This window comes from Paenibacillus sinensis, from assembly GCF_019904155.1.
Taxonomy (GTDB): domain Bacteria; phylum Bacillota; class Bacilli; order Paenibacillales; family Paenibacillaceae; genus Paenibacillus_AQ; species Paenibacillus_AQ sinensis.
Genome location: NZ_JAHCMB010000020.1, coordinates 1 through 17,595, shown reverse-complemented (window position 1 = coordinate 17,595; position 17,595 = coordinate 1). Strand labels below are relative to the sequence as shown.

The 17,595-nt window shown below is 53.9% G+C and carries 16 protein-coding genes, 1 pseudogene and 1 riboswitch; of the genes and pseudogenes, 13 read left to right on the top strand and 4 right to left on the bottom strand.

The window, feature by feature from the left end; translation table 11 throughout:
• Positions 1-158 precede the first annotated feature (158 nt).
• The 10 genes from KIH86_RS01220 (at position 159) to KIH86_RS01175 (ending at position 10,960) form a co-directional block, all read left to right on the top strand.
• On the top strand, positions 159-1,199 hold the full coding sequence (locus tag KIH86_RS01220; protein WP_223083253.1) for a COX15/CtaA family protein: 1,041 nt from the start codon (positions 159-161) through the stop codon (positions 1,197-1,199).
• A 107-nt stretch (positions 1,200-1,306) separates the two neighbouring features.
• Positions 1,307-3,088 carry a UbiD family decarboxylase gene (locus KIH86_RS01215; protein WP_223083252.1) on the top strand — a complete coding sequence of 594 codons (1,782 nt, stop codon included), beginning with the start codon at positions 1,307-1,309 and terminating at the stop codon, positions 3,086-3,088.
• Positions 3,089-3,127: 39 nt separating this feature from the next.
• Positions 3,128-3,850, top strand: coding sequence for a Cthe_2314 family HEPN domain-containing protein (locus KIH86_RS01210; protein ID WP_223083251.1), 723 nt, complete (start codon positions 3,128-3,130; stop codon positions 3,848-3,850).
• Positions 3,851-3,928: 78 nt separating this feature from the next.
• Positions 3,929-4,073: riboswitch (SAM riboswitch) on the top strand.
• 124 nt (positions 4,074-4,197) lie between these two features.
• On the top strand, positions 4,198-5,214 hold the full coding sequence (locus KIH86_RS01205) for a methionine ABC transporter ATP-binding protein (protein WP_223083250.1): 1,017 nt from the start codon (positions 4,198-4,200) through the stop codon (positions 5,212-5,214).
• Positions 5,214-5,882 carry a methionine ABC transporter permease gene (locus KIH86_RS01200; protein ID WP_223083301.1) on the top strand — a complete coding sequence of 223 codons (669 nt, stop codon included), beginning with the start codon at positions 5,214-5,216 and terminating at the stop codon, positions 5,880-5,882. The genes KIH86_RS01205 and KIH86_RS01200 overlap by 1 nt, the downstream gene beginning before the upstream one ends.
• A gap of 134 nt (positions 5,883-6,016) precedes the next feature.
• Entirely contained in the window at positions 6,017-6,889 is an 873-nt protein-coding gene (locus KIH86_RS01195; protein ID WP_223083249.1) for a MetQ/NlpA family ABC transporter substrate-binding protein, read from the top strand.
• 143 nt (positions 6,890-7,032) lie between these two features.
• Positions 7,033-7,710, top strand: a complete 678-nt coding sequence (locus KIH86_RS01190; RefSeq protein ID WP_223083248.1) for a response regulator transcription factor — start codon at positions 7,033-7,035, stop codon at positions 7,708-7,710.
• Positions 7,707-9,089 carry a sensor histidine kinase gene (locus KIH86_RS01185; RefSeq protein ID WP_223083247.1) on the top strand — a complete coding sequence of 461 codons (1,383 nt, stop codon included), beginning with the start codon at positions 7,707-7,709 and terminating at the stop codon, positions 9,087-9,089. The genes KIH86_RS01190 and KIH86_RS01185 overlap by 4 nt, the downstream gene beginning before the upstream one ends.
• 69 nt (positions 9,090-9,158) lie before the next feature.
• On the top strand, positions 9,159-10,268 hold the full coding sequence (locus KIH86_RS01180; RefSeq protein ID WP_223083246.1) for an ABC transporter permease: 1,110 nt from the start codon (positions 9,159-9,161) through the stop codon (positions 10,266-10,268).
• Positions 10,265-10,960 carry an ABC transporter ATP-binding protein gene (locus KIH86_RS01175; RefSeq protein WP_223083245.1) on the top strand — a complete coding sequence of 232 codons (696 nt, stop codon included), beginning with the start codon at positions 10,265-10,267 and terminating at the stop codon, positions 10,958-10,960. Before KIH86_RS01180 ends, KIH86_RS01175 begins: the two co-directional genes overlap by 4 nt.
• 367 nt (positions 10,961-11,327) lie before the next feature.
• Here KIH86_RS01175 and KIH86_RS01170 read toward each other — a convergent pair whose 3' ends face one another.
• Positions 11,328-11,573, bottom strand: coding sequence for a NifU family protein (locus tag KIH86_RS01170; protein ID WP_038698504.1), 246 nt, complete (start codon positions 11,571-11,573; stop codon positions 11,328-11,330).
• Positions 11,574-11,655: 82 nt separating this feature from the next.
• On the opposite strand from KIH86_RS01170, the gene KIH86_RS01165 reads away from it, so the two are divergent.
• Complete coding sequence (locus KIH86_RS01165; protein ID WP_223083244.1) at positions 11,656-11,910, top strand: YuzB family protein; 255 nt, start codon at positions 11,656-11,658, stop codon at positions 11,908-11,910.
• A 100-nt stretch (positions 11,911-12,010) separates the two neighbouring features.
• On the opposite strand, the gene KIH86_RS01160 is transcribed toward KIH86_RS01165, so the two are convergent.
• Both KIH86_RS01160 and mqnE read right to left on the bottom strand, forming a co-directional pair.
• Positions 12,011-13,072: an NAD(P)/FAD-dependent oxidoreductase gene (locus KIH86_RS01160; RefSeq protein WP_223083243.1), complete on the bottom strand. Its 1,062-nt coding sequence runs from the start codon at positions 13,070-13,072 to the stop codon at positions 12,011-12,013.
• Between the two features lie 77 nt (positions 13,073-13,149).
• Positions 13,150-14,256: an aminofutalosine synthase MqnE gene (gene mqnE / locus KIH86_RS01155; RefSeq protein ID WP_223083242.1), complete on the bottom strand. Its 1,107-nt coding sequence runs from the start codon at positions 14,254-14,256 to the stop codon at positions 13,150-13,152.
• A gap of 507 nt (positions 14,257-14,763) precedes the next feature.
• Between mqnE and KIH86_RS01150 the strand changes: the two genes are divergently transcribed.
• Positions 14,764-15,123 carry a HesB/IscA family protein gene (locus KIH86_RS01150; RefSeq protein WP_223083241.1) on the top strand — a complete coding sequence of 120 codons (360 nt, stop codon included), beginning with the start codon at positions 14,764-14,766 and terminating at the stop codon, positions 15,121-15,123.
• Positions 15,124-15,392: 269 nt separating this feature from the next.
• Here KIH86_RS01150 and KIH86_RS01145 read toward each other — a convergent pair whose 3' ends face one another.
• Positions 15,393-15,767, bottom strand: a complete 375-nt coding sequence (locus KIH86_RS01145) for a hypothetical protein (protein WP_223083240.1) — start codon at positions 15,765-15,767, stop codon at positions 15,393-15,395.
• Between the two features lie 152 nt (positions 15,768-15,919).
• On the opposite strand from KIH86_RS01145, the pseudogene KIH86_RS01140 reads away from it, so the two are divergent.
• Positions 15,920-16,375, top strand: a pseudogene (locus tag KIH86_RS01140) (aldo/keto reductase); the annotation flags it as partial.
• Positions 16,376-17,595: the final 1,220 nt, after the last annotated feature.

Below are 17,595 nucleotides of genomic sequence, written 5' to 3'. Positions count from 1 at the left end.
TTTTGTACAAACTGGAACTATTGCTTCAAAATTTATGCAACTGTCAGATGCCGGACTTGTGCCGATAGGGTATAATGGAAACGCATAACTTTGTATACAAGCAAGCCGAAACGCATGGCTCCATTCCATAAAAATCCCTATAATGGCGGGTGAAAGTGATGTCCGGCAGACAGCTTAGGTGGCTTGGCTACATAACTTGTATTGTCATGTTCCTGACTCTCGCAGGCGTCGTCCTTGCGATGAGGACGGGCTCCGGGATTGAACGCGGCAGCGAATGGCCGGACTACAACGGGGGGATGATTTCGGCGTACACGCTGGAGCAGATAATCCTATGGAGCTATCGCCTGTTCAGCGGACTGGCGGTGCTGGCCGCGCTGGCTTCGGCGCTAAGCTTCGGGCGGTATGCCAAGGGCCGGCTGGATCTTATCCTTTATGCCTGCATAACGCTTCTGTTCGCCTTGATTCAGGCGGCAATGGAGGCGTCCGCGGTCATCTGGTCCCAGTCCGCCGCTGTCGCGATGCTGCACCTGGGTTTCACGATGATGTCGTTCGCGTGTTCGGTCATGCTGGCGCAGGGAACGGGCCGGAACTCGGCTCATGATTCGGCTCATGATCAACTTAAGGACAAGCGGAGGCTGCCGCGCGCCTTCCGGAATCTGGTGTTGATGACCGCCGTCCTCGCCTGTCTGGTGATGTGGCTGGGCGTCTACGTCAGCCGCATGGATGTGCGCGCAGCCGGCTCGGGCATCTGGCCGTTACATATCAGCGCTATCATTACCAGGCTGACGGGCGGAACGGGCGTTGTCCTGCTGCACCGGCTCGCGGTGCTGGCGCTGTTCGGCCTCGTCGCGCTGCTTGGGCATCTGGCCTTCTGGAAGCATGGCGCAGACTACCCGGAACTCAAGAAGCTTGGAATCGCGGCCGTGCTTCTGGCCGGGCTGCAGGTGCTGAGCGGCGCTGTGTTAACAATCGGCGGCGAACAGGGGTACATATTCTCGGCTCCGGCGCATGCTGCGCTCAGTTCAGGCCTCGTCGGCGTTCTGTGTTATATGAGCGTCCGTGTCCGGCAGCTTGGTAGTCCGGGAGCCGCGTCAAGGGCCCGCATCGCCGGCTTAGCGGAGAGCAGTCAGCGGAACTCACGGCTTGAACAGAGCACCGGACAAGCACGGGCGGTCATTCCGCCTGAACAAGAGAAATAGAGCATAACACATAGGAATCGGAAGGCGGCCGGATGCATCAGAGCGCGGAAGCGGGCCGCCTTTTCGTATACGGTTCGAATAGAGTCGGTTCAAGGAGGAACACTATTTTGGGATATCGTAATTTGCGTGAATGGATCGAGCAGCTGCGGAAGGACAAGGATCTTGCCATCATCGAGGCGCCGGTCGATCCTTATCTGGAATTGGCGGAGATTCATCGCCGGGTCATTCAGGAAGAAGGGCCGGCCCTGCTGTTTACCAATGTAAAAGGCACACCGTTCCCGGTTGTGACGAATCTGTTCGGCACGGAGCGGCGTACGGATCAGGCCTTCGGCCCGCGTCCCGAGGCGCTGATGAAAGCGATGATGGGAGCGGTGGAGACGCTGCTTCCGCCGACGGTAAGCGGCGTGTGGAAGGAGAAGGGCATGCTGTTTGATCTCCTGAAGGTTGGGGTTAAGAATGTCTCCCAGGGGGAGGCTCCGATCCTGAACGTCTGCCAGAGCACGGACCCGCTCAAGGGACTGCCCCGGGTAACGAGCTGGCAGGAGGATGGCGGCCCATTCGTGACGCTGCCGCTGGTCTATACCGAGAGCCCTTCGAACCCGAAGGATCATAACCTCGGCATGTACCGGATTCAGATTTATGATGATCAGACGACCGGTGTTCACTGGCAGATTCACAAGGGCGGCGGCTTCCACCATTACGAGGCCGAGCAGCGCAATGAAGCGCTCCCGGTCTCTGTGTTCATCGGCGGGCCGCCCGCGCTCATCGCGACGGCCATCGCACCCGTTCCGGAGCGCATGCCGGAGCTGCTGCTGGCTTCCCTGGTCATGGGCGGCCGCCTGCCGATGGTGCAGGACCCGATGGGCGGCCATCGCATGCCGGCCGAAGCCGAGTTCGTAATCCGCGGGCTTGTCCCGCCTCATGTCCGGCGGCCGGAGGGTCCGTTCGGGGACCACTACGGCTATTACTCCCTGCAGCATGATTTCCCGATCCTGCAGGTGCAGCGCATGTGGCGGCGGAAGGACGCTATCTATCCGGCGACCATTGTCGGCAAGCCGCGCCAGGAGGACTACTACCTCGGCGATTTCCTGCAGCGTCTGTTGTCGCCAGCCTATCCGCTCGTGATGCCGTCTGTCAAATCCCTGTGGGCGTACTCGGAGTCCGGCTCTCACACGCTGGCTTCCGCCGTTGTGCGCGAGAGCTACTCCCGGGAAGCGCTCGTCTCCGCCTTCCGCATTCTGGGCGAAGGCCAGCTGTCTTTGACCAAGTTCCTGGTTCTGACGAACGAGCCGGTTGATCTGGCGAACTTCCCGCTGCTGTTGGAGACTGTGCTGGAGCGGTTCAATCCGGCGGTCGATCTGTTCATCTTCAATAATACATCGCATGATACGCTCGATTATACCGGGAAACGGATGAATCACGGCAGCAAGGGCGTGCTCATGGGCGTCGGAGACAAGAAGCGCGAGCTTCCGCGCAGCTATGACGAGGGCCTGATTCCAGGCATCGGAGACGCGGCGCCTTACTGCGGCGGCTGTCTGGTCGTATCGGGGCCTTCGTTCACCGAAGATCCCGAGCTTGCGAAGCGTCTTCCCGGCATTCTGCGGGAGAAGAATACGAAATGGCCGCTCGTCATTCTCGTTGACAACGCGACCGAAACGGTGCGGACACAGGTGTCGTTCCTGTGGACCGTCTTCACTCGCTTCAATCCGGCGACCGATATTTACGCTGAGGCGAAGCTGCAACAGCACCATATCGGGTACAGCCTGCCGCTCGTCATCGACGCCCGGATGAAGCCGGGTTATCCGAATGAGCTGTTTCCGAGAGAAGATATTGTGGAAACCGTGGACCGGAATTGGAAGTCTTATTTTCCCGGAGGGCTGAGAGGCTGATCCGTCTGTATCAATTAAAGTGAGAGGAGGGACCGGGAATTGCTGCGAAACCTGCTGGGCGAACCGCCGCGCGAGAATTCGGGCGCATTGAAGGAAGCGATGGAGAGCATGGCCAGGCTGGCCGCTCTGCTGCGCAAGGAAATGAATGACCATAAGGACCCGGATCATGAATTCCGGGAGCTGGAGCTTTGGACCCGCGGGCTGATAACCTCCCTCGACGAGCTGGAGCAGAGCCATTTTGCCGCCGCTTTTTTCCGCAGGTCGGTCCGGGCGGGATATATGGATGAGATGAGCGTCAGCGAACAGGGGGAGTATGCGAGATACGTCTATTTTTACAAGAATGGCTTTATCCGCGTCTTCTCCTTGCTGGACAAGCTGGGCACGGTGCTTAATACGCTGTATGACCTCAAAACCTCCAGACTCAAAGCCCACTTCTCCTATTTCACCGTTCTTCGGCAGTTCCGGAATAATAATGACCATCGCGATCTGTGCGCAAGGCTTGAGGAAATCAAAGACAAGTACCGGGAGCCGATGCAGCGGCTGCGCAAGCGGAGGAACGCCGAAATCCACTATATGAACTCGGAGCTTCAGGATGATCTATGGCAGCTGCATCAAGGGGCGCATGACCGCATCCGGCTTGAGGATCTGGACCAGCATCTGGAGGATTTGCGGCTTGGCATGGAGATGGTATGCCGGTCGCTGGCGCAGGCTTATGGATACAGCGGGAGACTGCTGGGGCGGAGATTGGGAAAATCCAGATAAAACAAACCATTTACTTTAAAAAATCTTTGACAAAGCATGTAAAAGATTTTATACTAAGGCATGAAAATTTCATAAATTATCTTATCGAGAGTGGCGGAGGGACAGGCCCGATGAAGCCCGGCAACCGGTTGGCGTATTTCAAATTTCATTTTGAGATCGGCAATGTCATGGTGCTAATTCCTACATGGTCGTGATAGGTTTCACGGCTTTGCGCAGATGAGAGGGCGTTATGCATAGATGATGAAGGCCTCCCGTGTTCTGCGAAGAATGCGGGGGCCTTTTTTGATAGGTGCAGGGGAAGCATGCAGGGGAAATGAGAGAATGAAGGGCTAGGGGAGGCTTTACGTTTGATAGAGTTGAAGGGTTTGACCAAAGTATACGGAAAGGGCCCGGGAGCCGCAGTCGCGCTGTCGAAGGTGGATCTGCAGATCGGGAGAGGCGAGATATTCGGAGTGATCGGTCATTCCGGCGCCGGTAAAAGCACGCTGATCCGCTGCATCAATCTGCTGGAGCGTCCGACTGAGGGGGAAGTGTGGGTCGACGGCACGGAGCTGACCCGGCTGGGCAAAAGCCAGCTGCAGGAGTCGCGGCGCAAGATCGGCATGATCTATCAGCATTTCAATCTGCTGTCTTCTGCCACCGTGTACGATAACATAGCGTTCCCGCTCCGCCTTGTTCATACGCCGAAGGAGGCCATCGGCCGGAAGGTAGCGGAGCTGCTGCAGCTCGTTGGCCTGACCGAGCACCGGAACAAGTATCCCGCCCAGCTGTCCGGCGGGCAGAAGCAGCGGGTCGGAATCGCGCGGGCGCTGGCCAGTGATCCGGATGTGTTGCTGTGCGACGAGGCGACCTCGGCGCTGGACCCGCAGACGACGGACTCGATTCTCCGGCTGCTGCTGGACATCAACAAGCACTTCAATCTGACGATCGTCCTCATCACGCATGAAATGCATGTGATTCAGAGCATCTGCGACCGGGTAGCCGTCATTCACGGCGGCGGAATCGTCGAGCAGGGACTCGTCACCGATGTGTTCCTGAAGCCGAAGCATGAGGTGACGAAGGAATTCATCCGCAGCGAATCGCAGGAGGGCGGCGCGCTGCAGGCGGCGCTGTTGGCGCAGGCGGGAAATTCCTCGGTTCCGGTGAAGATCACCTTCCTCGGAGAGAAGACCTACGAATCGACTCTGTCCCGGGTGGCCGGGCAGGTCGGCGTCAACTTCGCGATTCTCCAGGGGACGATCTCGACGATCAAGGATGTGCCTTACGGCCAGCTTATCGTGCGCTTTGAAGGAGATGCCGGGGCGACCGGCAGAGCAATCGCCGAGCTGACGGCGCAGGGGCTTGATGTGGAGGTGCTGGCATGATATTCGGACTCGATTTTTCGTCCGTGGACTGGAGCGAAATGCTTACAGGAACGGCTGATACCTTGAAAATGCTTGGAAGCTCCACCATTTTCACCATAATTCTCGGTTTGCCGCTCGGAATCATGCTGTATTTGTGGGGCAAATCCGAGAACAAGCTGACCCGAGTTATTTATTCGGTGATTTCCTTTCTCGTCAACATTCTCCGGTCCGTGCCGTTCATCATTCTCGGCATTGCGCTGATTCCGTTCAGCCGGGCGGTGGTCGGGACTTCCATTGGCGTACTCGGCATGATTCCGGCGCTTGTCATCGGAGCCGCGCCGTTCTTCGCGCGTCTTGTCGAGACATCGCTGCGGGAAGTCGATCGCGGCGTCATTGAGGCGGCTCAGGGGATGGGGGCCTCGACCGGACAGATCGTCATGCGTGTCCTGCTGCCTGAATCCCGTCCAGGCCTCTTGGCCGGAGCGACGATTACCGTCGTCACGCTGGTCTCCTATACCGCCATGTCGGGGATGTTCGGCGGCGGCGGGCTGGGGGATTTGGCAATCCGCTACGGCTATCAGCGGTATGAGAAGGAAGTCATGATCGTCTCGATCATTCTGCTAATCGTTCTGGTGCAGCTGCTGCAGATGGCGGGCGACCGGCTTGTCCGGCATTTCATACGTAAATAAGGATTTATACCATATACCTTATTGAGGCGGGGATGTCCTGCCCGCAAGGGAAGGACTCCCGCCTGAGAGGCGCGCCGCGGTTTGGGGAAACCGCAGGATGCCGCCGTACACACAAATTTAGAGGGGGATTTATCATGAAAAAAGTACTGCTTACCCTGTTCAGCCTGACGCTCGTTGTTATGCTCGCCGCCTGCGGCAGCGACAACAAGGGCAACAATGCCTCTTCCGGTTCCGCCGCTTCTTCGGAGCCTTCCGCCGGAGCTTCGTCCGCTCCCAGCACAGCCGAGCCGGTCACACTCGTTATCGGCGCTTCTCCAGTTCCGCATGCCGAGATTCTGAAGGCAATCGCGCCGCAGCTTGAAGCTGAGGGCATCAAGCTGGAAATCAAGGAATTCTCCGATTATGTCCAGCCGAACGTACAGCTGGCCGAAGGCGAACTGGACGCGAACTTCTTCCAGCACAAGCCTTATCTGGATGACCAGAATCAGAAGAACGGCTGGAACCTGACATCTGTCGCAGCGGTTCATGTTGAACCGTTCGGCGCATACTCCAAGAAGATCAAATCGATCGACGAGCTGAAGGACGGCGCCAAGGTTGCCATTCCGAACGACGCCACGAACGGCGGACGCGCGCTGATTCTGCTGGCCAAGAACGGCTTGATCACATTGAAGGACCCGACCGACATCGCTTCGACCAAGTCCGATATTGTGGAGAACAAGAAGAACCTGAAGATTATCGAGCTGGAAGCCGCCAATCTGCCGCGCCAGCTGGATGAGGTCGATCTGGCGCTGATCAATGCCAACTACGCGATTGAAGCCGGCCTTACGCCGACGAAGGACGCACTGTTCATCGAGAGCGGAGATTCCCCATATGCGAACCTGCTGGTAACCCGTCCGGAGGACAAGGACAAAGATGCCATCAAGAAGCTGGCCGCCGCTCTGACCTCTGCGGAAGCGAAGAAATTCATCGAAGACAAGTACCAAGGCTCCATCATTCCGGCATTCTAATCTTATCTTATTTGCACAAGTGAACCCTCGCTCAGCTGATTTTTGGCTGTGCGGGGTTTTTTTTGCTAGAAACCCAAAGATGGAAAACATCACTTAAACCGCATATGATAAATATATCTTAAGTCTGTCTGGAGAGTGAACACATGAAGCAGTTATTGGTGGCCGACGACGATCCCCATATTCGAACGCTGCTGCGCCAGGTTCTTACACGGGAAGGCTATGCCGTAATGGAAGCGGAAGACGGGGTGAAGGCGCAGGAAATACTGGCGAATACCCCAATCGATCTGGCGGTTGTCGATGTCATGATGCCCCGAATGGACGGGCTGGATTTATGCCAGCATATCCGGGAAACGTATGATATTCCGATCATCCTCCTCACTGCCAGACAGCAGCTGAGCGACAAAGAGCAGGGCTATCTGCGGGGAACGGATGACTATCTGACAAAGCCGTTCGAGCCTGCCGAGCTGCTGTTCCGCATTTCGGCGCTGTTCCGCCGGTACTCCTTCGCCCCGGATGACAAAATCCGCCTGAACACGCTGGTGATCGACCGCAAAAACTATGAGATAACGGACGGCGATGAGACGCTGCTGCTGCCGGTCAAGGAATTTGAGCTGCTTGCGCAGCTGGCGTCGTTTCCCGGCCGCCTGTTCAGCAGGGGAGAACTGATCGAGCGGATTTGGGGAATTGATTACGAAGGAGACGAACGGACGGTGGATGTACATATCAAGCGGCTGCGTCAGCGGTTCGCCGATTACGGGGACAAGTTCGCCATTCGCACGATCCGGGGAATCGGGTACAAACTGGAGCTGGTGACGCCATGAAGTCGCTCTATACGCGGACGTCGCTGATTTTTTGTTCGGCTATAGTTGTGAGCAGTCTGCTCGCTTTTCTGCTGTCCAACCTGTATTACCAGATTGAGGTCAAACCCGAGAATGATGACAAGCTGACAGGAATGGCCCTTCAGATTCAGCAATTCGGACAAGCCCATGCGGACGAAATTGATGGTTATTTGGCCAGTACCGCTGCTCTCGGTTACAAAATGCTGCTGACCGACGGTAAGGGCGGCGACCGTTTCTTCGGCAAACCCTTCCGGGTTAACGATCTTCCGCAGAGCAGCATCGAAGCCGTCCTGAAGGGAGAGATTTATCACGGAATCGCGGAGTTCCCGGGACAGCTCTTCGTCACCGGCTTCTTCGATAATGAGCTGCGCAATTCCATTGGGGTTCCGCTGAAGCTTGGGGATACAACCTATGCGCTGTTCATGAGAGCCGACGCTGAGGTTCAGTTCGGTGAGCTGCGCATTTTTTTCGCGATGATTATCGGACTTACGCTGCTGTTCAGTCTCGCCTTTATGCTGATTACCGCTCTCCACATCGTATGGCCGATCATGAGGCTGACGGAAGCGACGCGCAAAATTTCCCGGGGCAGATACGATATTGTGCTGAATACCCGTAGAACGGATGAGATCGGCGTATTAGCGGAGCATTTCATGGTTATGAGCCGTGAGCTGGAACGAACCAACCGGGCCAGACAGGAGTTCGTCGCCAATGTGTCCCATGAAATCGAGTCGCCTTTGACCTCCATTCAAGGGTTTGCGCATACGCTCAGGACGGAGGAAGTTCCAGCCGATCAGCGCAGCGAGTATTTGACCATTATTGAGGAGGAGAGCCGGAGGATGTCCAGGCTTAGCAAGCAGTTGCTTACGCTGTCTTCGCTGGACTACGATCCCGGCGCGCTGGAACTTACCAGATTCAGCCTGAAGCAGCAAATTCGCCAGATCGCACAGATGCTGGAATGGAGACTTAGTGAAAAACAGCTCGCCCTGAGATTATCCGTTCAGGATATCGACATCCGGGGCGATGCCAATCTGCTCTACCAGGTGTGGATGAATCTGCTCTCCAATGCGGTCAAGCATACTCCGGAGGGCGGCGAAATCGCGGTAAACGCAGCCGTGCATGATGGCCGGTGCCGCGTCACCGTTTTTAATTCCGGCGAAGGTCTTCCGCCTGAGGAGCTGGAGCGAATTTTTGACCGGTTCTATAAAGTTGACAAGAACCGCAGCCGCGAAGATTCAGGCAGCGGCCTTGGCCTTGCCATCGTCCGCAAAATCGTTCAGGCGCATCAAGGCACTGTCGAAGCGGCGAGCGAGATCGGGAAAGGAACTACCTTTACAGTGGAGCTTCCCCTGGCGGATTTGTAATCTGTTGTTCATACTCCGTTCATTTTCCGGCTTTACACTGGTCCCATACCGGTTAAGGAGGAGAATGATATGTTTTTAGCCTTACGGGAGATCAGACACGCTAAGGCAAGATACACCTTGATTGCTGTTATTATGCTGCTGATTTCGTTCCTGGTTCTGTTCGTAACAGGACTAGCGCAAGGACTGTCCTATGCCAATATTTCAGCGCTCGATAATATGAAAGCCACAGGATTCATTGTTCAAAAGGATGCGGACCACCGTTTCAGGAGCTCACAGCTAAGCGAAGCTCAGCTGGGTGCGGCCCGCGCGGCGGTTGGCGCGAAGAACGCGGATTATCTTGGCGTTCAATCCGCAGCCGTGACGATTCCCGGCGCTGATTCCAAGCTCGACATCACCTTTTTCGCGGTGGATATGCAGGGTTTGCTGGCGCCGCCGATTACCGAGGGGCAGGCTCTGACGAATGACACCGCCGGTTCGGTGGTTGCCGACAGCAAGCTGAAGGAATCTGGCGTGACGCTCGGTGGTACGCTAACGGACCCCGAGTCCGGTCTAAGCTGGACCGTAGCCGGATTCACCAAGGACCGCTCTTACAGCCACGCTCCGGTCGTCTATATGAATCAAGGCGATTGGCTGAAGCTGAAAGGAGCTTCCGGCAGAGCATCTTCCGGCCTTACCTTCAATGCGATTGCGGTGAATGCATCCGGAGAACAGTCGGATAAGCTCGCAGGTGCGGTTGATGGAGCCGAGCTGATCACCAAGAAGCAGGCGATCTCGGCTGTGCCGGGTTACTCTGCGGAGCAGGGCTCGCTTCTTATGATGATTGTTTTTCTCTATATCATTTCCGCGTTCGTGCTGTCGGTCTTCTTCTATGTGATCACGATTCAGAAGACGGGCCAGTTCGGCATCCTGAAGGCGACAGGCGCAAGGTCGGGATATTTGGCCTGGAGCGTGGTGGCCCAGGTGCTTGCCCTCTCCCTGGTCAGCCTGGCGGTAAGCCTGCTGCTGACCGGAACGGCTTCACGCATGATGCCGAGCGGGATGCCTTTTCACATGGATGTCCGGACGATGCTGATGACGGGCGGATTGTTCATCGGAGTGTCGCTGGTGGGCTCGCTTATCTCCGTATTTCGGGTGACCAAGATCGATGCGCTTGAAGCGATAGGGAGGACTGGAGCATGAGCGGCAAGCTTGTAATGGACAAAGTGACGAAGACGTATGGAGACGGAGACGCCAAATTGACCGTGCTGGATCATCTGGATCTTGAAGTGAATCCCGGTGAATTCGTGGCGGTTCTCGGCCCCTCCGGTTCCGGCAAAAGCACATTTCTGTCGACAGCGGGCGCGCTGCTGACGCCGACAAGCGGCGAGGTGTGGATTGGCGGAGAGCCGCTGTCCGGCAAAAATAAGCGCGAGCTTGCGGAACTGCGCCTGCACAAGATCGGCTTCATGTTCCAGAGCGCGCATCTTCTGCCTTATCTCAGCGTCGAGGAGCAGCTGCTGTTCGCAGCCAAGCTAGGGTCCATGCCGTCCAGGACGGCAAAGGCCCGGGCTGAGAAGCTGCTGAAGCGGCTCGATCTCTGGGGCCGCAGGAAGCATTATCCCGAGCATCTCTCGGGCGGGGAGAAGCAGCGGACGGCCATCGCCCGGGCATGGATGAACGACCCTGCCATTCTGCTGGCCGATGAGCCGACGGCAAGCCTTGACTTCAAGCGAGGGCTTGAGGTTGTGAACATGATCGCGGATGAGGTGAAGGAAGAAGACAAGGCTGCGGTCATGGTTACCCATGACGAGCGGATGCTGGAGCGCTGTGACCGCGTGCTGGTTCTGGACAGCGGCGTTCTGGTTCCGCGTGTTCATAGTCTTCACGTCTAGATCGTACACGCCCGGACCGCGCCGCAGAAACGGTAACAATGAATTCGAATTAAACCAGAGGATCAGCCACAGGTCATAAACAGAAGATCGTATTCAATCAGAAGCTGATAATATATCAGAAGCTCATAATCAATCAGAGGTTCAACGGAGCAAAGCCGGCACTCAGTCGGCTTTGCTTCTTTATGTGGACCGTAGAACCTCGTGGGAACCCGTGGAAATTCGAGGAACCCCATGGAAACCCATGGAACCCCAAAGTCCGCCCCGGATTTTCGATATGGTAAATATGCTAAAATAAAATGATGAGGAACAGAAAAATCCCGGCCGCTTGCCAGAAGGCAAACGGCCGGGACGGTGTATTGCTACGGGATTAGAATACCTGGACAACTTCCTCGACGCCTTCAACCTCTTCGATGAGGGCGCGTTCAATCCCGGCTTTCAGCGTGATCGTGGAGCTTGGGCAGCTGCCGCAGGCACCCATCAGTTTCAGCTTGACGATGCCGTCTTCAACGTCGATCAGCTCAACGTCGCCGCCGTCACGCTGCAGAAACGGACGAAGTTTATCCAGTACATCTGCAACTTCATCATACATGGTGCTTTGTGCATTCTCACTCATTTCTCAATCACTCCTTTCGTACGTATATTATAGTACAATTATTTAAAAAATAAAACGGTTAGTAAAGGCCGGGAGACAAACAATGAGACCAATTATTGAATTTTGTGTCAGCAACCTGGGGCATGGAACCGAAGAATTGAAAAAGAAGCTGGAACAGAACCACGACTACGATGTCGTCGAATACGGCTGCCTGGATAACTGCGAGCAGTGCTTCTTCGAGCCGTTCGCCCTGGTGAATGGAGAGATCATCGCCGCCGGTTCGGCGGAAGAGCTGGAAGAGGCCATTTTGGCCAAAATCAAGGAGTTCGAAGCATGGAACAACCTTGAGATCGACTAAAAGGGCCTCTGGTTCTTGATAAGCAGATATGTGTAAGCGGCAGTTAGACAATAGTCATTCAGGCATTCAAGTAGTCGGGTAGAAACAACGACTTGTCCGCTTAGCCGAAATGGCGTTTGGACATCCAGAGCACACCGCTCTTCAGGATGCGGGGCACCCGGCCCATAACGGAGCGGCTGCCCAGAAGGCCGAAGCCTTCGCTCTTGCCAAGGGAACCGAGCGTCCCCTTCAGCTTGATATTGTGCAGCTTCGGCGTTTCATTCTTCCACAGCGCGCGCATAATATGCGCAATCTGCTCGCCCTGTGCGCCCGCTGCCTGGGCGCTCGGCGCGAATGGCAGGCTTGCACAGTCGCCGATCACATACACCTCCGGATAGTCCGGAACCTGATAATACTCCCCGAGCATCACTCTTCCGCCCCGGTCCTTCGGGAGGTTCAGGTCCTGCACGACCTTGACGGGTTGAATCCCGCCAGTCCAGACGGTAACGTCGGAGCAAATAGCTTCCGTACCGTTATAGACGGCGCCCGGCTCGATATGGGATACCGAAATTTTACCCCGGGTATTCACCTGATGCTCGCTGAACCATTCCTCCACATACTTGGACAGCCTCGCCGGGAAGGAAGACAGTACCCGCTCTCCGCGGTCGAGAATCGTGATGTTCAGGTCGGGACGACTCTCGCGGAGCTCTGCCGCTATCTCGACACCGCTTAAGCCCCCGCCGACGATATTCACCGTGCCATACGGCTTCACATCGTTCAGACGGCGGTACGTTTCCCGCGTGGAGGAAAGGCTCTGAATGCTGCATGTATGCTCGGGAGCGCCGGGGATGCTGTGGTAGTTATCCGTACAGCCGAGCGCGATGGCGAGCAGATCGTAAGGGATCTCCTCACCATCCGCCATATGAACCAGTTTCCGGTCAAGCTCGACAGAGGAAACTTCGCCGTAACGCTTCTTCACCCTGGGATCATCCGGAAAAGCGATTCGGATATCATGATCCGAGACCGTCCCTGCCGCCAGCGAATAATACTCGGTCTTGATGCCTTGATAGGGCATTCTGTCGACGAGAACAATTTCAACGTCGCCGGGGAGATGTGGCTCAAGCAGGGTCTGGATCAAAGCGAGGCCGCCGTAGCCGCCCCCGAGAACAAGCAGTTTCTTCATGGAGTCCGGTCTTCCTTTCGATGTTGGAATGGAAACGCGAATGTTCAGGTGATTTCGGTCTTAAATTGCGGATGAGCCTATTCGTATACCTTGATTTCGTTGTAGAACGTATCGCGTTCGACGGGAATGCGTCCAGCACCTTTAACGAGCCAGATGAGCTCTTCACGCGTCATGCCTTCAGGTGTCAGTGCGCCGGCCGAATGGCTGATGCGCTCCTTCAGGATCGTGCCATGCACGTCCGAAGCGCCGAAGTTGAGCGCTACCTGGGTGAGCTGCGGACCTATATTAATGAAGTAAGCTTTCACATGATCGATGTTGTCCAGCATCAGCCGGCTGATCGCAATGGTCTTGAGATCCTCATAAGCGGAATTCCGGCGCATTATCCCGGCATTCTTGCTCTTGGGCTGCATGGACAGTGGAATAAAGACCATGAATCCGTTCGTCTCGTCCTGAAGCTCGCGGATCTGAATCATATGCCGGACGCGGTCCTCGTGGGATTCGATCGAGCCGTACAGCATCGTCGTATGCGTCCGCATGCCGAGCTTGTGCGCCTGACGGTGAACCTCCAGATACTCCTCGACGTTCGCTTTGTCGACCTTCATTTTCTTGCGGTACTGGTCGGATAGAATTTCCGCTCCGCCTCCGGTAAGGGTCTGAAGACCCGCTGCCCGCAGACGCTCCAGCACCTCACGGATGCTAAGCCCGCTGATCCGGGTGAAGAAATCGATTTCCGCCGCCGTGTAAGCTTTGAGCGTTACGCCTGGGAACCGGTCATTCAGCGCTTGAAGCGAATCGACATAATACTGGAAAGGCATATGCTGATTATGTCCGCCGACAATATGGAACTCGCGCACACCGGGATGAATATGCTGCTCCACATACGCCACCATTTCTTCACCGGACAGCGTATAGGCGCCCTCTTCGCCCTCATCCTTGCGGAAATTGCAGAACGCGCAGCGGGATTCACAGACATTGGTGAAGTACAGGCTCATATTCTCGATAAAATACACCTTGTTCCCGTTCTTGCGCCGGTTGGCGAGATCCGCCAGTTGGCCGATCGTCAGCAGATCGCTGCTATCATATAAATAAACGCCATCCTCCAGGGTCAATCGTTCGCCCGCTTGTACCTTCAGGGCAATTTCGTTCATACGGGCGTCGGTGCCCGGCACAGTAATTGTGGACATCATATTCCTCCTACGTACTTCTTATTTCAGCAAGAAAACATCCCGCTGTTTCCCGCAAGCGAAAAACGACGCAGATGTTTTCATAAAGAGCAAGCCGCAAGCGGCCTTTAGTTTGAAGCTGTCGACTTCGACATTTTGAATTTTAAATGATTGCTGTACTTATTATAAACCTCTCTCCGTGGGTGAGCAACAGCCCACTTCTCCTCCTGTTCACAGGCCGATGACCCTGAAACAAGCCCGTCAAATGAGGTTTTTTCTATGAAGAGGAAATTGGGTGGCTTTGATAAAAAAGTGAAGCCCTGTGTTGGCGGCTTGTCGGCATGCGGCGAGTGAAGTATACTTGATTTAAATATAAGAAATTCTAAGCTTAGCGCTTAGTATCGGCTTTATATTTTGGTTAACGCCAAAGCGTCTTAATAATGCCAGGTGTTTAACCTTGTTGCAGCACTTTAACTTTGGACCGGTTATCACCGGTTACTCATAGAACCTTAAAGGAGGCTACAAGCCATGATTACAATCAGCGATTCGGCTGCCGAGCAATTGAAGACCATGCGGGATTCGCAGGAGGTTCCGGACATGTTCCTTCGCCTGGGTGTGAACGCGGGGGGATGCAGCGGTTACTCTTATGCGATGGGTTTCGACGATGTTGAATCCGACAAGGACGTTTACATGGATGTGAAGGGCCTCAAGGTCGTCGTGGAAAAAGACAGCCTGCGTCTTCTCGACGGGCTGGAGATCGACTTCGAGGAATCCGGCATGACCGGCGGCTTCACCATCAACAATCCGAACGCCACCGCCACCTGCGGCTGCGGACACAGCTTCCGCACGGCGACGGATGCAGGCAAGCCGAGTGAAGAGCCTTGCTAAAACCGCCGATCGGCGGGAGTTCTCTTAATGCGGCGGCCGATTCGGCAGCCCGGTGCTAACCGGCGCTTGAAACCTTATATCACTTGATATCAGTGGTCAAATTATAATTACGGCCCTATGACGTGTTTAGTTCGGATTAAACGTCATAGGGCCGTTTGTTATGACTATTAACAAGCGATATTTTAAATCCCGTTCAGGCTTTCTCAAACCCGCCCCGGCTTATTACCGGAAATTACACACTAATAACGCAGTGGTCGGCGGGCATCCCTTCAGGCTGTGGTTGTTGGCTTTTGGAGAGACAAGTATTTGCGCATGAGCCCTACCGCGATCTCTGCAATTTCGGCATTGGTCAGGAACAGGTTGCCATGATGGCCTCGGCATAAGTAGCGAACCGACATTCCGCTTGCCGTTCGTTCCTCTTCGTAGACGCGGATGCCGCGTCTAACGGCTTCGAAGCGTGTCAGCCGTACCTCAATAGACAATCGCTCACGGGCAGAGTGGATCCAATCGACATACGGATCGGGCGTACGGAAGTTAAGAAAAATATGGGTATCGCGTTCGAATGCGCGCAGGACCATTGGCAGTATGATGTATGGTTTAATCAGCGCCCGGTCGGCGTCTGTGATGGGTAGTGGTGTTGCCATTGCAAGGGGACCTCCGTTCAATGATGTCTTAATATCATGACGCGAATATACGTTCGTATTATAACGCTTCAAAGAAATTCATGCAAGTAACTTTAGCGCTGATGACCGCTCCCGATTGAAATAGAGCGCTCACCCTGTTTCGGAAAGGCATTGTCAGCAACTTCCAGATGGATCGACTGATCGATTTGATTATTCATAACGAAGTTGCTCCTGCCGTCAACCAGGTAGAAGTTCATCCGTTCTTCCAACAAATCGAGAGCGCGAAATACATGAAGGAACACAACGTTCAGATCGAATCTCGGGGGCCTTTGGCCCAAGGGAAAAATAATATTTTTCAAAATGGAGTATTGGTCTCCATCGCTGAACAGCATCATAAAACCGTCGGACAGGTCGTTCTGCGTTGATTGACACAGCGAGGAGTCGTGGTGATTCCTAAGTCCGTTCATAAGGAAAGAATCGTTGAAAACTTCAATATCTTTGATTTTGAATTAAACCAAGAGGACATGGATATGATTGCTGCGATGGATACGAAACTGAGCTTGTACCCTTCCTCTTTTGGGAATCCGGAAAATGTGAAATGGCTGGCCAACCGTAAGTTTGATCTGTAATGTTACGGGACAACATTATTTGAGGTTTTACCTGGATGTGATTTGTATCTGATTCCCAAGCAAATGTTAAGTAACGCAATGAAGCTGTCGAACTCGTCGACAGCTTCATTGCGTTTCGGAGATTCAGCTCAACCGTGATGAATTGCATATGTTCTTTTTCGGGGAAGAGATGTACAAAGCATATCTCAGTTGGATCGACTAAATCACTCGTATCATCCATTCATTTTTACCATACACAAGCCAATATTCCGACTTAGCCTTGGCCTTATGTCTCTCCATGTTGTTATACACATCATCGAAGTCCATATTTTTGCCGATTATAGTAAAAGGGATTTCCACGCTGTTTCGAGATTTGATTATCCGGGATAACTCGATTAATATTCCATCTCTAGCGAATAGCATTAATTGTTCTCCGGTGTCCATACTTAATGGCGGTACATGCCTGCGATAAGCTTTCAATTTGTGTGGGATCAGATGTCTCAGCATATAAGTGGATTGATTGATGTCCTTGTAGAAAATTCTATTGAACCAACCGTCATCATGTGCCAAATAGACGAACCTATTATTCAGTTTTTCGAAAAAAGGATTTCCTAGCGGGTGCTTGTAATGACCTAAATACAACAGTTCTGCTTTTTCATGAGGNTGCTTATTTCATCAAAATCCACCCAACAAAAGTCGCCATATGAATACACATTTTCTTTGTAAAGGTCATTCAGATGTTCATTTCTCACAAAATCCAATCGTAGTTCAGGATGAAAATCCCCACCCAAGTATCCAGATGCAAGGAGCAGGATATGGTTAGGTTCAACCGGAAGACAATTGATGAATTCACTGAATTCAATCCCCGATGATGTTACCCACTGTTCATTTTCGTTATAAATCATATAAATGATATCTCTTGATTTCATCTGTAGACCTCACGATATTATTACTTTCTTGATACGTCTAAAACTCAATAATCGCTTACACTATACCATATACTGGAACGCTTGTACTTTCGTATCGCTTTTTTTGTGTCGACCCACTAATTATCCTAAGGCGGAGAGCTTGATGAAGAAAATCATTTTAATTGCTTTAGTATTATTCACTCTTACATCTTGCAGCAATAACCCCAATGATCGAATTAAATCAGCTGAGAGTCCAGAAGTTGAATCTGATGAGAACCAAGATACTGTTTATTATGGGGATTATCAAATGGGTCCAGATGATTTTAATAATTT